Source organism: Sphingomonas sp. SORGH_AS_0870 (assembly GCF_031453175.1).
Taxonomy (GTDB): domain Bacteria; phylum Pseudomonadota; class Alphaproteobacteria; order Sphingomonadales; family Sphingomonadaceae; genus Sphingomonas.
In genome coordinates this window covers 132501-146129 of the sequence record NZ_JAVIYW010000002.1, presented here as the reverse complement: position 1 = coordinate 146129, position 13629 = coordinate 132501, and the positions used below count along the sequence as shown (strand labels likewise).

Here is a 13629-nt window from a genome sequence, read left to right as displayed (position 1 = left end):
TATCGCCACGGGCATGAGCGCGCGCACGTCCCCCGTCATCGCCTTCGGCGCCGCGGCGCTGGGCATCGCCATCTATTCGGTGATGGACACGCTGATGAAGCGGCTGTCGATCGACAGCGGCGCCTATAGCGCGGTGCTGTGGCGGTCCTGGGTCGGGGTGGTGCTGACCGGCGCGCTGTTCCTGGCGCGGGGCGGGCGCTGGCCGGGGCGGCAGGCGCTGGCCCTGCATGTCGCGCGCGGCGCGACCGGGGGCGCCTCGGTGTTGCTGTTCTTCTGGGGGCTGGCGCGGGTGCCGATGGCGCAGAGCATTGCGCTGACCTTTCTCGCGCCGCTGATCGCGCTGTTCCTGGCGGCCTTCACGCTGGGCGAGCGAATCCGGCGCGCCGCGATCCTGGTTTCGCTGATCGCGGGCGTGGGGGTGCTGGTGATCGCGGCGGGCGAGGTGCAGGCGCAGGCCTCGACCGAGACGGTGCTGGGCTCGCTGGCGATCCTCGCCGCCTCGATCCTCTATGCGGTCAGCTTGGTGCTGCTGCGGCGTCAGGCGCAGGTGGCGGGGCCGGTCGAGGTCGCGCTGTTCACCATGCTGGTGATCGCGGTGCTGATGCTGCCCGCCGCGCCCTTCGTCTCGGGCTGGCCCGCCACGGCGCAATGGCCCGCCATCGTCATCGCGGCGGCGCTGGGCAGCCTGTCGGCGCTGCTGCTCGCCTGGGCCTATGCGCGCGCGGAGGCACAGATCCTCGCGCCGGTCGAATATACCGCCTTCGTCTGGGCCGCGCTGCTCGGCTATGCGGTGTTCGGCGAGCGCGTGTCGCCGTTCACGCTGGTCGGGGCGGCGGCGATCATCGGGGGCTGCGTCGTCGCGGTGCGGCGGCCCGGGCCGGGGCCGCAGAGCGAGGCGGGACTATGACGACGACCATCCGGGCCGCCCGGCCCAGCGATAGCGCGACCATCCTGGGCTTCGTGCGCGAACTGGCGGCGTTCGAGCGCGAGCCCGATGCCGTCCACGCCACCGAGCCGATGCTGGCGGAGGCGCTGTTCGGCGAACACCCCGCCGCCGAGGCGGTGATCGCCGAGCGCGACGGCATGGCGATCGGCTTTGCGCTGTTCTTCGCCAATTTCTCGACCTGGACCGGCGGGCGGCGCGGCCTGTATCTGGAGGACCTCTACGTCACGCCCACCGCGCGCGGGGGCGGGGTGGGCAAGGCGCTGCTGGTCCATCTGGCGGGCATCGCGCGCGATCGGGGCTGGGCGCGGTTCGAATGGTCGGTGCTCGACTGGAACACGCCCGCGGTCGAATTCTACCGCGCGATGGGTGCGCAGCCGATGGCGGAATGGACGGTGCAGCGCGTGTCGGGCGAGGCGCTGGAGAAACTGGCGGGGCGGTGATCGGGTTCGTCCGGAGGCGCGCCTGGCTATGTCCTCTCTGGCCGATTGTTTGGAAATTGGGGTAGCGGCAGGCAAGACACCTCCGCGTTCTCCGCGCCTCCGCGCGAACCATTCTTCCTGCCCGCCGCACCCTCTTCGCTCCGTTCAGCCTGAGCGAAGTCGAAGGCCAAGGGATTGCCGTCGCCAAGCCGCGCGGATGGTGCGTGCGCTTCGACTTCGCTCAGCGTGAAGGGAGGAGAGGAATCGGAACGCGGTTCCCGGGTCCCGACCCCACCCGCCGACGATAAAAAACGCCCCGGTGCGGGTGGCACCGGGGCGTTCTTCGAAGCGAAATCCGAAAAGGGATTATTCGCGGCCGGGCACGTCGTGGTCGTGCGGCTCTTCGCCCTTGGCCTTGGCGGCCTCGTAACGCTCGATCGCTTCCAGGGTGATGCGGCGCGCTTCGTCGCGGTCGCCCCAGGTGCCGATGCGCACCCACTTCTTCTTCTCCAGATCCTTGTAATGGGTGAAGAAGTGCTCGATCTGCTGGAACACGATCTCGGGCAGGTCGTCGCGACCGCCGACATTCGAGTAATAGGGGAAGGTCGAGTCGACCGGCACGCAGACCAGCTTCTCGTCGCCGCCGGCTTCGTCTTCCAGGTTCAGCACCGCGATCGGACGCGCGCGCACGACGCAGCCCGGGATGAAGGGCGAGCGCGACACGACCAGCGCGTCGAGCGGATCGCCGTCGGGCGACAGGGTGTGCGGCACGAAGCCGTAATTGGCCGGATAGCGCATCGGCGTGTGCAGGATGCGGTCGACGAACAGGGCGCCGCTCGCCTTGTCGAACTCGTACTTCACGGGCTCGCCGCCGGTGGGCACCTCGATCACGACATTGAGGTCATCGGGCGGGCTCTTGCCGACGGGAATGAGGTCGATACGCATGGTCAGTCTTTCTCTGCCAGGGGGCCGGATACAAGTTCCGGTGCAAAAACAATGGCGGGCGCGATAGCGCAACCCGCCATGCCCTGTCGATAGATGTCCTCAGCGCGCCTTCAGAAGACGATCGAGCCCGGTTTCGCCGGTGCCGACCTTTTCCAGACGCGGATAACGCGGGCCGCCGGTATAGGCGAGCGTGACGTCGCGGAAGACATCCTGGTTCTTTATCACCAACTTGACCGGCTTGGCCGGGTCCTTGGCGGCCAGGATCGCGGCCTTCAGGCGATCGCCCGAATAGCTCTCGCCGTTGACCGCCTGGATTTGCGTGCCGACATCGATCCCCGCCTTGAACGCGGGACTGTCCCAAATCGAGCTGGTCACTTCGCCGCTGTTCGACACGATCATGCCCAGCGAATAGCTGACATTGGTGCTGTTCTTCTCGCCCTGCTTGAAGGTCGCGGTGGGCTCGGGCGTATAGACCAGCTTGTAGCCGTTCATCGCAAAGCCCTGGATCGGGGCGGGCTGGCCCGTCTCGGTGATGCGGCGGCGCAGGAAATCGGCCCAGTCATAGGGGACGATCTTGTTCAGCGTGGCCGCCACATCGTCGAAGGTGTAGGTCACCTCGCCCCAGTCGCCGTTGCGGATGCCGAAAAAGGCCTTGGCAAAATCGTCGATCGACTTGGTGCCGTTCGACTTCTGGCGGAGCATCGCATCGACCTCCATCCAGACCATCAGCCCTTCGTTGTAATAATCCTCCGACCGCTGCCAGCTGGTCCAGCCCTTGGGCTTGCGCGCCGAGATGATCGGGTCGTTGGTGGTGTCGACCAGGTTGCGCCACTGACGCGCGGGCGCGGTGTCGTAGATGGCGAGGATCGAGGCGTACTGGTCCAGCGTATCCTGCTTCGACACCATGCCCGACCGGGCCTGGAGGACATAGCCCCAGAACTGGGTCTGCCCCTCATAGACCCACAGCAGCGAGTCGCGCATCGGCGCGCGATAATCGGGGGTCCAGAGGTCCGCGCCGCGCCGGAACTTGCCGTCCCAGCTATGGGTAAATTCGTGCGGCAACAGGTTGCGGCGGCCCGGCCCGGCATTCCACTCGGTGAAATAGCCCGGCGTCACGCCATTCTCGGACGAGCGGTGATGCTCCAGCCCGATGCCGCCCAGCTGGTCGCTGATCGACAGCAGGAATTCATAATGGTCGTAATGCTCCGCGCCGAAGGTCTTGACCGCCTGTTCGACCAGTCGCCGGTGCGCCTCGATCTGGTCGGGCTTGGCGGCCAGTTCGGCGGGATTGTCGGCAAAGACGTTCAGGTTGACGCGCGGGGTCAGCGGGAAGACCTTGCCATATTTGCCCGCCAGCACCGGCGAATCGACCAAGATCTCGTAATTGGTCGTGTCATAGGTGTAGGTTGAACCCGACGCCTTGGACGGCACCGCGCCCGCGGCGGTCCAGCCGGTCGGGAAGGTGGCGGTCATCTGGATCGGGATCTGGCGGGTATAATAGCCCGCCGGATAGAGGCTGACCGAATTGGGTTGCAGCGAGATCATCGTCGGGGTGACCGCGACGCGGCCCTGATCGGGCTTGGTCGCCGACAGGAACTGGAACTCCAGGTCGAGCTGCGCCGCGCCCGCGGGCACGTCGATATGGAAGGCGAAGACGTCGACCGGGTCGCGGGTCCAGGGCAGGATCTGCCCGTTGGCGCGGATGACCAGGCCCGCCAGCTTCTCGATCTCGCCGCGCGGGGAATGCGCGCCGGGCAGCCATTTCGGGAAGAGCAGCGCCATCGGCCCGGCCTTGGCGACCGGGATCGTCTCCTTCACGCGGAAGATGCCGCGCTCGGTGTCGGTGGCGTCGACCACCAGCTTGATCGTGCCCGGATAGGGGGTGTCGACCGCGTCGGGGATGGTGTTGACGAACGGGGCCTGCGCGGCGGGCGCGGAATTGCCCGGCGGCACCTGGGCGTTCGCCACGTAGAGCGGGGCGGCAGCGGCCGAGGCGAGCAGCGAGGCGACGACAATCGAACGAAACGCGGTACGGATCATGGGGAGCCTTTTGCGGCGAAGAGAGACGCCGGCAGGTTAGGCACCCGATAGGCCAGTCGTCCAGACCCTTTTGCCCGGCTCAGCTCCCGCCGCCCAGCACGTTGACCGTGAAGGCGATGACGCCGAGGTTGAAGATGAACGCCGCCAGGCACTGGCCCGTCACCACGCGGCGCATCCGGCGCGAGGCGATCGAGACGTCGCTGGTCTGGAAGGTCATGCCCAGCGTCACCGAGAAATACAGGAAATCCCAGTAATCCGGCTCGGCGGTGTCGGGGAATTGCAGGCCGCCCGCATCGCCCTTGTCGCCCGCGCTGTAGAAGAGATGCGCATAATGCAGCGCATAGACGATGTTGGAGAACAGCCAGGCCAGGATCAGCGTGGCCACGACCAGTGCGATGGTGACGAGGCTGCTCCGCCCGCGCAACTCGCCGCCGACCGCGACCAGGACGACGAACAGCACGATCCCGCAAAAGACGAGCAGCACCGCGCGGTTGGCGTCGTTGCGTGCGGCGCGGCGGCGCATCGTGGCCGCCTGTCCCTGTTTCAGCAGCGGGACCAGCGAACCAATGAACAGGATCGCGGCGGCATCGAACCCGGCAAGAATGCCCCGCGTCAGACCCAGCGGCGGAATCAGCAGCGCCGCCGCCACGATCAGGACGAACCCGAACAGCACGAATCGCGGCGGTGCGATCCGGTCCCCGATACGACGTTGCAGCCGTTGCCAGCGTGTGATGGTCATGGGAGCGATCTACCCGGACGCGGGCGGGATCGGCCAGTGACAATGGCGACGTCTGTCGCGGCCGTCCGAAATCCCGGCACGGCCCGGATGCGCCGCAGGCGTCAACCCGCCGCGCGCGCGCCCTCATCCGCGATCGCCACCCGATTGCGTCCGTCGCGCTTGGCCCGATAGAGCGCTTCGTCCGCCCAGCGGAAGAGGTCGTCCTGCGTGGCGTCGCTACGCCCCGGGTCGAGACAGGCTTGCCCGATGCTGACCGTGACGACCCGGCCGGGGGGCAGGCCCGGATGCGGCAGGGCCATGGCCTCGACCTGGCGGCGGATGCCCTCCGCGATATCGATCTCTTCCCATGGCAGCAGCAGCGCGAATTCCTCGCCGCCGAACCGCGTCACCATCTCGATCGGGCAGTTCGCGCCGCGGGCAATGGCCTTGGTCACGGCCTGCAGGCACCGGTCGCCGGCGGCGTGGCCGGCGGCGTCGTTGAACAGCTTGAAATGATCGACATCGATCAGGATCAGGCGGATCGCGTCCCCCCGCATCCGGGCGGTCTGCCGCAATCGGGCATAGCGTATGTCCATGCTGCGCCGGTTGCCCGCGCCGGTCAGCGGATCGCGATGCGACATGCGGGTCAGTTCCTCGACCGCCGCCTCCAGCTCGCTGCTCTGGCGCTGCTGGATCAGGGTCAGCAGGAAACTCTGCTTCTGCACCCGCTCGTTGAAATAGGCGCCGATCGGCGTCGCCAGGATCATGGCGGCGTGGAAGGCCAGGATGTCGACCGACTGGAAAAGCAGCGTCCGTGGCGCGATGGCAAGCGGCAGTCCAAGATAGACGACCATGTTGGCGAGCGCGACGAGGATCGCGGGACGCACCTTGATCGGCAGGATCAGATTGGCGGTGAAGGCCGTCGCCAGTGCCGTCGTGCTCAACTGCTCGGCCATGGGCGACGGGACCGCCAGCGAGAGCCGGGTGACGAGGCCGACCGTGATGACGAACGGGATGGCACCGGCAAGCCATATCAGATGGGGCGGAATCCGCCGCTGCCCGACAAGGATCAGCGCCAGCACGATGGAGGGCAGTTGTACGCTGAGCTTCCAATAGAGGGATAGCGCCAGCACCCCCACGCGCATGTCCACGATCACACCGAACAGCGTCAGGACCAGAAGCGTGGCGAGGACATAGACGACCTGGCTGCGCACGCTATCGGCGCGATAGCGGTCGAAGTCCCGCTCGAGGCGCGGGGTCAGGCGGATCGAGGACGTCAGCCTGGAAAGCGCATCCTCCAAAGCGGGTCGATCGGGCATCAGGCACTCCGGCTGACCGCGTCCTAGGGCGACGACGGTAAACCATAGGTTATAGACACAGATTTGGCTTTCGCGGCGGTGAATCCCGTCCTGTCCGGCCGCGACGAACGGGCGACCCGCCATTCTGTTCGAGGCGGCATCCGGTCACGGCGCTTTCGGGTCGGAACTTGGGCCAGATCAACGCCTTGCCTCCGGCGGTATGACATGCAGGGGGCATGTCCGAACCCGCCACCCCCTTGCCGAGCGGCACGTCCGCCCCCCATGCCGCCGCGCTGATCGTCATCGACATGATCAACGATCTCGATTTCGAGGGCGGCGAGGATTTGCGCGAACCGGCCGAGGCGGCGGCGCAGCGGATCGTGGCGCTGCGCGATGCGGCGGACGAGGCCGGGGTGCCGGTGATCTACGTCAACGACAATTTCGGCCATTGGCATTCCGAACGCTCCTCGATCATCACACATTGCGACCGCGAGGACAGTCCGGGCCGCGCGCTGATCGCCGCGCTCCGGCCGCGCGACCGCGACTATTTCGTGGTGAAGCCGCAATTTTCGGGTTTCTACGCGACCAACCTGCCCGTCCTGCTGCCGCAACTGGGGGTGACGCGCGTCATCCTGACCGGGGTGGCCGCCGACATCTGCGTGCTGTTCACCGCCGCCGACGCGCATATGCGCGAGTATGACCTGTGGGTGCCGGGCGACGCGGTGGCGAGCGAGAGCGACGCGCATCGCCGCTGGGCGCTGGAGATCATGCGGCACAGCATGTGCGCCGAGACCCGGCCGACCGACGAACTGGCGCTGGCCGACTGGCTATCCCCGGGCGCGTGATCGCACTCTAGCGCGCGGGGCTTCGCTACCTTAGATAGCGCCACCTCTATGGCACGGATCGAAACCCCCAAGCGCGTGCGCGGCACGCAGGACATCTTCGGCGACGAGCAGCGCCGCTTTGCGCAGGTGCTGGCCACCTTCGAGCATGTCCATGGCCTCTACGCCTTCCAGCGGCTCGACCTGCCGGTGTTCGAGGATACGCAGGTCTTTGCCCGCTCGATCGGCGAGACGACCGATGTCGTGTCGAAGGAGATGTACACCTTCCCCGATCGCGGCGGCGACCTGCTGACCCTGCGCCCCGAATTCACTGCGGGGATTGCGCGCGCCTATCTGACCGAGGGGTGGCAGCAATATGCGCCGCTGAAGCTCGTCACCTCGGGCCCGGTGTTCCGCTATGAGCGCCCGCAAAAGGGGCGGTATCGCCAGTTCCACCAGATCGACGCCGAAATCCTCGGCGCGGCCGAACCGGCGGCGGATGTCGAGCTGCTGGTGATGGCCGACCAGCTGCTGCGCGACCTGGGCATCGCCGAGGGCGTGACGCTCCAGCTCAACACGCTGGGCGATGCCGAGACCCGCGATGCCTGGCGCGACGCGCTGGTCGCGCATTTCGAGGCGCATCGCGACCAGCTGTCCGAGGACAGCCTGGTGCGGCTGGAGAAGAATCCGTTGCGCATCCTCGATTCGAAGGACCCGCGCGACCGACCGATCGCCGATGCCGCGCCCGATATCGACGCCTATCTGACGCCCGAGGCGCGCGCCTTCTTCGAGGCGGTGACGGCGGGGCTGGACGCGGCGGGCGTCGCCTGGACGCGCAATGCGCGGCTGGTGCGCGGTCTCGATTATTATCGCCACACCGCCTTCGAGTTCGTGACCGACCGGCTGGGCTCGCAAGGGACCGTGCTGGCGGGTGGTCGCTATGACGGGTTGATCGAGTCGCTGGGCGGTCCCGCCACGGCGGGCGTGGGCTGGGCGGCGGGGGTCGAGCGGCTGGCGATGCTGCTCGACGAGCCCGCCAAGCCGGTCATCGACGCGGTCGTCGTGCCGATGGGCGCGGCGGCGGAGCTGCGCGCGACCGGCCTGGTCGCGGAACTGCGCCGGGCGGGCGTCGCCACCGACATGGCGTTTCGCGGCAATATGAAGCGCCGCATGGCCAAGGCGAACGACCAGGGCGCCCGCTATGCGCTGATCCTGGGCGATGACGAGCTGGCGAACGGCCAGGTGCAGGTGAAGGCGCTGAAGACCGGCGAGCAGGCGACCGTCTCGCTCGACGGGGCGGCGCAGGGCCTGTCCGACCTGTTGTTCGAGGACGAGATCGCCGAGGCTCATGGCGAGACGCTCCCTCCATTGGCGCAGCGTCTGACCATCGCATGAAGACCATCTCCGCCGAACGCATCGCGCAGATCGAGGCGCGGCGCGACGAATTGCAGGCGATGATGGCGACCGGCGACCTGCCCTCGGACCGTTTCGTCGCGGTGTCGAAGGAATATGCCGAGCTGGAGCCGGTCGCCAACGCCGCCGCTGAAGTGCGCCGGTTGCGGCAGGAAGCCGACAGCCTGACCTTCATGACGCAGGACGGCGACGACGAATTACGCGAGCTGGCGGCGGAGGAACTCCATGCCAACCGCACCGCGCTGGCCGAGGCGGATCGCCATCTGGCGCTGGCGCTGCTGCCCCGCGACGCCGCCGACGAGCGCGCGGCGATGCTGGAAATCCGCGCCGGGACCGGCGGCGACGAGGCGGCGCTGTTCGCGGGCGACCTGTTCCGCATGTACCAGCGCTATGCCGAACGGCAGGGCTGGCGGGTCGAGGTCATCTCCGCCTCGGTCCCCGATACGGGCGGTTACAAGGAAGTCGTCGCCTCGGTCGCGGGCGCGGGCGTCTTCGCCAAGCTGAAGTTCGAATCGGGCGTCCACCGGGTCCAGCGCGTGCCGGTCACCGAATCGGGCGGGCGCATCCACACCTCGGCGGCGACCGTCGCGGTGCTTCCGGAAGCGGAGGAGGTCGACCTCCAGATCGACGACAAGGATCTGCGCATCGACATCTATCGCTCGTCGGGCGCGGGCGGGCAGCACGTCAACACCACCGACTCGGCGATCCGCATCACCCATATCCCGAGCGGGCTGGTCGTGATCCAGCAGGACGAACGCTCGCAGCACAAGAACCGCGCCAAGGCGATGAAGGTGCTGCGGACCCGGCTCTACGAGGCGGAGCGCGAGCGGCTGGCGGCGGAGCGGGCGGGCACGCGGCGGTCGATGGTCGGCTCGGGCGACCGGTCGGAGCGGATCCGCACCTATAATTTCCCGCAAGGCCGCGTGACCGATCACCGGATCAACCTGACGCTCCACCGCCTGCCCGAAATCCTGGAGGGCGAGCTGGACGAACTGGTCGGCGCGCTGCTGGCGGAGGATGAGGCCGAACGGCTCGCCGCGCTCGATGGGTGAGGGCAGACGTTCCTCTTTCCTCCATTCACACCACCCCGGCGAAGGCCGGGGTCCAGCTACCCTGTCGCCTGAGATGCGCGATGGGTGTCGACCAAGGGCCGGTAGAGACTGGACCCCGGCCTGCGCCGGGGTGGTAGGAACAGTTTAGTGGACGCCCGCACCGCGCTCCTACAGGCCGCCGAGCGTTTCGCCTTTTCCCCCACCGCGCGGCTCGATGCCGAACTGCTGCTCGCCCATGCCTTGGGGATCGAGCGCAACGCGCTGCTGCTCGACCTGAGCCGCGCCGTCCCCGACAGCTTCTGGCCGCTGGTCGAACGCCGCGCCGTGCAGGAGCCCATCGCCTATATCACCGGCACGCGCGGCTTCTGGACGCTGGACCTGGCGGTCGGCCCCGGCGCGCTGGTGCCGCGTGTGGACAGCGAAACGCTGATCGACGCGGCGCTGGCCCATTTCAAGGGTTGCCCGCCCGCCACGGTGCTGGATCTGGGCACCGGGCCGGGGACTTTGCTGCTGGCGCTACTCGACGAGTGGCGGGACGCGGTCGGGCTGGGCGTGGATCGCTCTGCGCAGGCGCTGGACTATGCGCTCGCCAATGCCGCTGCCTGCGGGCTGGCCGATCGCGCGCGGTTCGTACGGGGCGACTGGGCGGCGGCGCTGACCGGCGCGTTCGACTGCATCGTCACCAATCCGCCCTATATCGGCACCGACGAGATCCTCTCGCCCGAGGTGCGCGATTACGAGCCCGGCTCGGCGCTGTTCGCGGGGCCGGAAGGGCTGGACGACTATCGTCTGCTCGCCCCCGAACTGCGCCGCCTGCTCGCCCCCGGCGGGGCGGCGGTGGTCGAGATCGGGCACGAACAGGCGCCCGCCGTGACCATGCTTCTGGAAGCGCAGGGATTCCGGGTGGCGCTGCACCGCGATCTGGGCGGCCGCCCGCGCGCGCTGCTGGCGCATTGAACATTCCCGACGATGCCCCATATTTCACTTGTAGGACCGGCCCCCGACCCGCTACAGCGCGCACAGGGGCACGCGAACATCGACGGCTTGCACCGTGTTTTCGGGACACGACGTGGTTGGGCATCGTCGATGTCGGGCCGATGCCCGTACCCTTCGTCATGCAGTCGCTGCTGTCCGGCGGCCGTGGCAAGCGCCCGTTGGGCGCCAGAGCTTCGCATCGTGCGGGACGCGCGCGGTGCCGGGAAAAGTGGACCTTGTTGGTTTGACGACTAAGGACGAACAGCTTGATCAATAATCGGCAGGCCGGCCGCCGTCGCGGTCGTGGTGGCGGCAATAATGGTGGGCAGCGCCCGGGTGGCAATCCCGGTCGTCCCGACAATGGCAATCGCATCGACAACCGCGCGCGCGGTAACGCCAACCAGCTGTACGAAAAGTACAAGAATCTGGCGGCCGAGGCGCAGCGTCAGGGTGACCGGGTCAACACCGAATATTATTGGCAGTTCGCCGATCACTATTTCCGGGTGTTGAGCGAAAGCCGCTCGCGCTTCGAGGAGCAGAATCAGCGTCGCCAGCGCGAGGAATCGCGCGACGACGGCTTTGACGACGGCTTCGATGGCGGCGACGAGGATTATGGCGACGAGGGCGATCCCATCCGCCCCGGCGAGATGCAGGGCGAGGCGGAGCCGCGTCGCGAACGCCAGCCGCGCGAAGAGCGCAGCCGCGACGATCGCCCCCGTCGTGACCGAGAGAGCCGCGATCGTGAGAGCCGTGACCGTGAGGATCGCCCGCGCCGGGACGACCGCCGCCCGGCCCGCACCGAACAGCCGGTGATGGCCGAAGAGGTGCAGCCCGCCGTGGCCGCAAGTGTCGAGGTCGCCGAGCCGACCGCCGAGGCCGAAGCGCCCCGCCGTCGCGGTCGCCCGCGTCGCGAACGCCCGGCAGAGGCGCAGGCGCAGGACGGCGCGGAAGCGGCCGGCTTCGACGCCGATCGCCTGCCGCCCGCGCTGAGCCCGGTGGCCGACAGCGAGGCTCCCGTCGAGGAAAAGCCCCGCCGTCGCCGTGTCCGCGCCGCCGCTCCGGTCGAGCCGGAAGCCGCGGCGGGCTGATACCGCCCGGACGGAACGAAAAGGCCGGTCGTCGCACCCCGCGACGGCCGGCCTTTTTCATGGAATGGCGGGCGTGGGGCACTCAATCGCGCCGGTCGACCTCCTCGTCATGGCCGGTTCCCGAGCTGAGGAAGACCAGCCCCATCAGCGCGCCGGTCAGCATCACCATGCCGCCGATCCCGCCGATCACCCCCAGCATGGTGACGGGGTTGAGCGGGCCATAGACCTCCGCCAGCACGACCAGCGCGAAGCAGACCGCCACGGCGGCGGCCAGCGTCATCCATGCCATGATCGCGCGGAACCGCGCCCAGGCGAAGGCCGCCTGTTCGGGATCGTCCAGACCGGATGGGGGAGGGGCCATGGCCCGACTATGGGTGCAGCGCCGCGCCCGGACAAGCCGCTCCGGCCGCGTCGGTCAGACGCCCAGCCCGGACCGCCGCACCGGCAACCGCGCCAGGACGCCGCCGGCAATGGCGTTGATCTCCAGCCGGATCGGATGCCGCAGCGCATAGACCACTACCAGCCACGCCAGCACCCCCGCCGCCGCCGCCAGCCCCAGCAGGCCCAGCCCCATCGCCTCGGGCGCCGCGACCCAATGGTACAGCGCCAGCAGCGGCACGACGGTGGCCAGCGCACCGACCAGGCTCTGCGCATAGATGACCAGCATCGCGCGCCAGGCAAAGCCGGTCAGCCGCCGCATCAGCCCGACATAGATCAGGAACCAGGCAATGCCATAGCCGACGCGCGAGGCCGCGGCCGCCTCCAGCCCCGCCATCGCGCCCAGGAGCAGCAGCCCGATCGACGCGGCGGTATCGAGCATGTTGAACACCACCAGCTTGCGAATCCGTCCCAGCACGATGGGCAGCTCGATATGCAGCGGCAGCGCCGCCATGAAGATCTGCCCGATCGCGATCCAAACGAGGAGCGGGGCCACCCCCGCCCAGCGCGGGCCATAGAGCATCAGCACGATCGGCGTCGCGGCGGCGGCCAGGAACGCCATGGCGGGCCAGGTCACCGCGCTATAGGCGGCGACCACCCGCTGATAGGGCGCGGCCAGATCGGCGCCCGAATCGCGCAGGCGGGCAAAGGCGGGATAGAAGACGCCGTCGACCGCGCCGCTGACCAGCATCTGCAACTGCGCAGCCAGGCTGGAGGCGCGACCGAACAGGCCGACCGCGGTCAGGGTCAGGACACGGCCGATCACCAGATCGGGGCTGCGCATCCCGATCCCCCCGCTGATATGCAGCAGCGAGCTGTTCGACCCGAAGCGCAGGATCGGCCCGACGCCCTTCAGCCGGGGCGGAAAGGGCGGACGAAGGCCCGAGCGCCACTGGCCGATCAGCGCGCGCGTGGCTTGCTGCGCGACGGCGGCCCAGGCGAGCGAAAAGGCCGAATAGCCCGCCCAGGCCAGCCCCAGCGAAAAGCCCGCATTGACGATCGCGGCGCCGACATTGACCAGGAACAGCGAGTGATAATCCATGCGCCGCTGCAACATGGCGCTGGGCACGATGCCGAAGGGGACGACCAGATAGGAACCGGCGATGATCGCCAGCAACGGGGTCAGCCGCGCATTGTCGTAGAATTGCGCGAGCGGCCAAGCGAGCATCAGGATCAGCAGCCCGATCCCCAGCGCGAAGATCAGCGAGACCGAAAAGCACGTCTCCACCTGGGCATCGGTCAGGTTGCGTTCGCCTGCGACGAACCGGCTGATGCCGAAATCCTGCACCACCGACACCATCATCGCGGCGGACAGCGCAATCGAATAGAGTCCCATTTCGGGCGGCGACAGGAAGAAGCGCGAGATCAGGACGCTGACGACGAACTGAATCGCAAAGGCGATATACTGCGCGCCGATCGACCAGAGCGCGGCGCCCCGGATCGACGACCCGCTCATCGGCGGATCCTGTCGCGGGC

The 13629-nt window shown here is 68.3% G+C and carries 14 protein-coding genes (1 of these 14 cut by a window edge); 7 read left to right on the top strand and 7 right to left on the bottom strand.

Translation table 11 applies throughout. The features are described from left to right. Positions 1-13: 13 nt before the first annotated feature. Positions 14-907, top strand: coding sequence for a DMT family transporter (locus QE363_RS01010; protein WP_309690869.1), 894 nt, complete (start codon positions 14-16; stop codon positions 905-907). Beyond that, entirely contained in the window at positions 904-1386 is a 483-nt protein-coding gene (locus QE363_RS01005) for a GNAT family N-acetyltransferase (RefSeq protein WP_309690863.1), read from the top strand. The genes QE363_RS01010 and QE363_RS01005 overlap by 4 nt, the downstream gene beginning before the upstream one ends. 345 nt (positions 1387-1731) lie before the next feature. Here QE363_RS01005 and ppa read toward each other — a convergent pair whose 3' ends face one another. From ppa to QE363_RS00985, 4 genes are all read right to left on the bottom strand, one after another. Then, positions 1732-2310: an inorganic diphosphatase gene (gene ppa / locus QE363_RS01000; RefSeq protein WP_307101436.1), complete on the bottom strand. Its 579-nt coding sequence runs from the start codon at positions 2308-2310 to the stop codon at positions 1732-1734. 99 nt (positions 2311-2409) lie between these two features. Then, positions 2410-4350, bottom strand: a complete 1941-nt coding sequence (locus QE363_RS00995; protein WP_309690858.1) for a peptidase M61 — start codon at positions 4348-4350, stop codon at positions 2410-2412. Positions 4351-4429: 79 nt separating this feature from the next. Further along, positions 4430-5089 (bottom strand): DUF1345 domain-containing protein, encoded by a 660-nt coding sequence (locus QE363_RS00990; RefSeq protein ID WP_309690853.1) that lies wholly within the window; start codon positions 5087-5089, stop codon positions 4430-4432. A gap of 101 nt (positions 5090-5190) precedes the next feature. Beyond that, the gene (locus QE363_RS00985; RefSeq protein WP_309690852.1) at positions 5191-6387 is read right to left on the bottom strand and encodes a diguanylate cyclase; all 1197 of its coding nucleotides are present in this window, start codon (positions 6385-6387) and stop codon (positions 5191-5193) included. A gap of 215 nt (positions 6388-6602) precedes the next feature. On the opposite strand from QE363_RS00985, the gene QE363_RS00980 reads away from it, so the two are divergent. The 5 genes from QE363_RS00980 to QE363_RS00960 all read left to right on the top strand — a co-directional run bounded on the left by QE363_RS00980 (position 6603) and on the right by QE363_RS00960 (position 11715). Then, positions 6603-7211: an isochorismatase family cysteine hydrolase gene (locus tag QE363_RS00980; RefSeq protein ID WP_309690849.1), complete on the top strand. Its 609-nt coding sequence runs from the start codon at positions 6603-6605 to the stop codon at positions 7209-7211. Positions 7212-7259: 48 nt separating this feature from the next. After that, entirely contained in the window at positions 7260-8582 is a 1323-nt protein-coding gene (gene hisS / locus QE363_RS00975; protein WP_309690846.1) for a histidine--tRNA ligase, read from the top strand. Further along, positions 8579-9652, top strand: a complete 1074-nt coding sequence (gene prfA, locus QE363_RS00970; RefSeq protein ID WP_307101423.1) for a peptide chain release factor 1 — start codon at positions 8579-8581, stop codon at positions 9650-9652. The genes hisS and prfA overlap by 4 nt, the downstream gene beginning before the upstream one ends. A gap of 147 nt (positions 9653-9799) precedes the next feature. Beyond that, positions 9800-10609, top strand: a complete 810-nt coding sequence (gene prmC, locus QE363_RS00965) for a peptide chain release factor N(5)-glutamine methyltransferase (RefSeq protein WP_309690842.1) — start codon at positions 9800-9802, stop codon at positions 10607-10609. Between the two features lie 284 nt (positions 10610-10893). Then, a complete protein-coding gene (locus QE363_RS00960) occupies positions 10894-11715 on the top strand; it encodes a DUF4167 domain-containing protein (protein WP_309690839.1) in 822 nt (273 codons plus the stop codon). Between the two features lie 82 nt (positions 11716-11797). Here the strand turns inward: QE363_RS00960 and QE363_RS00955 are convergent, their stop codons facing one another. The 3 genes in view from QE363_RS00955 to QE363_RS00945 are tightly spaced (at most 54 nt apart) and all read right to left on the bottom strand, a layout consistent with a single transcriptional unit that may run on beyond the window. Further along, the gene (locus QE363_RS00955) at positions 11798-12076 is read right to left on the bottom strand and encodes a hypothetical protein (RefSeq protein WP_309690837.1); all 279 of its coding nucleotides are present in this window, start codon (positions 12074-12076) and stop codon (positions 11798-11800) included. 54 nt (positions 12077-12130) lie between these two features. Next, on the bottom strand, positions 12131-13609 hold the full coding sequence (locus QE363_RS00950; protein WP_309690836.1) for an oligosaccharide flippase family protein: 1479 nt from the start codon (positions 13607-13609) through the stop codon (positions 12131-12133). After that, on the bottom strand, positions 13606-13629 hold the 3' end of the coding sequence (locus QE363_RS00945) for a glycosyltransferase (RefSeq protein ID WP_309690834.1). The gene runs 993 nt beyond the window's last position; the window shows 24 of its 1017 coding nt (coding positions 994-1017); the start codon falls outside the window, past its right edge; its stop codon occupies positions 13606-13608. Before QE363_RS00945 ends, QE363_RS00950 begins: the two co-directional genes overlap by 4 nt.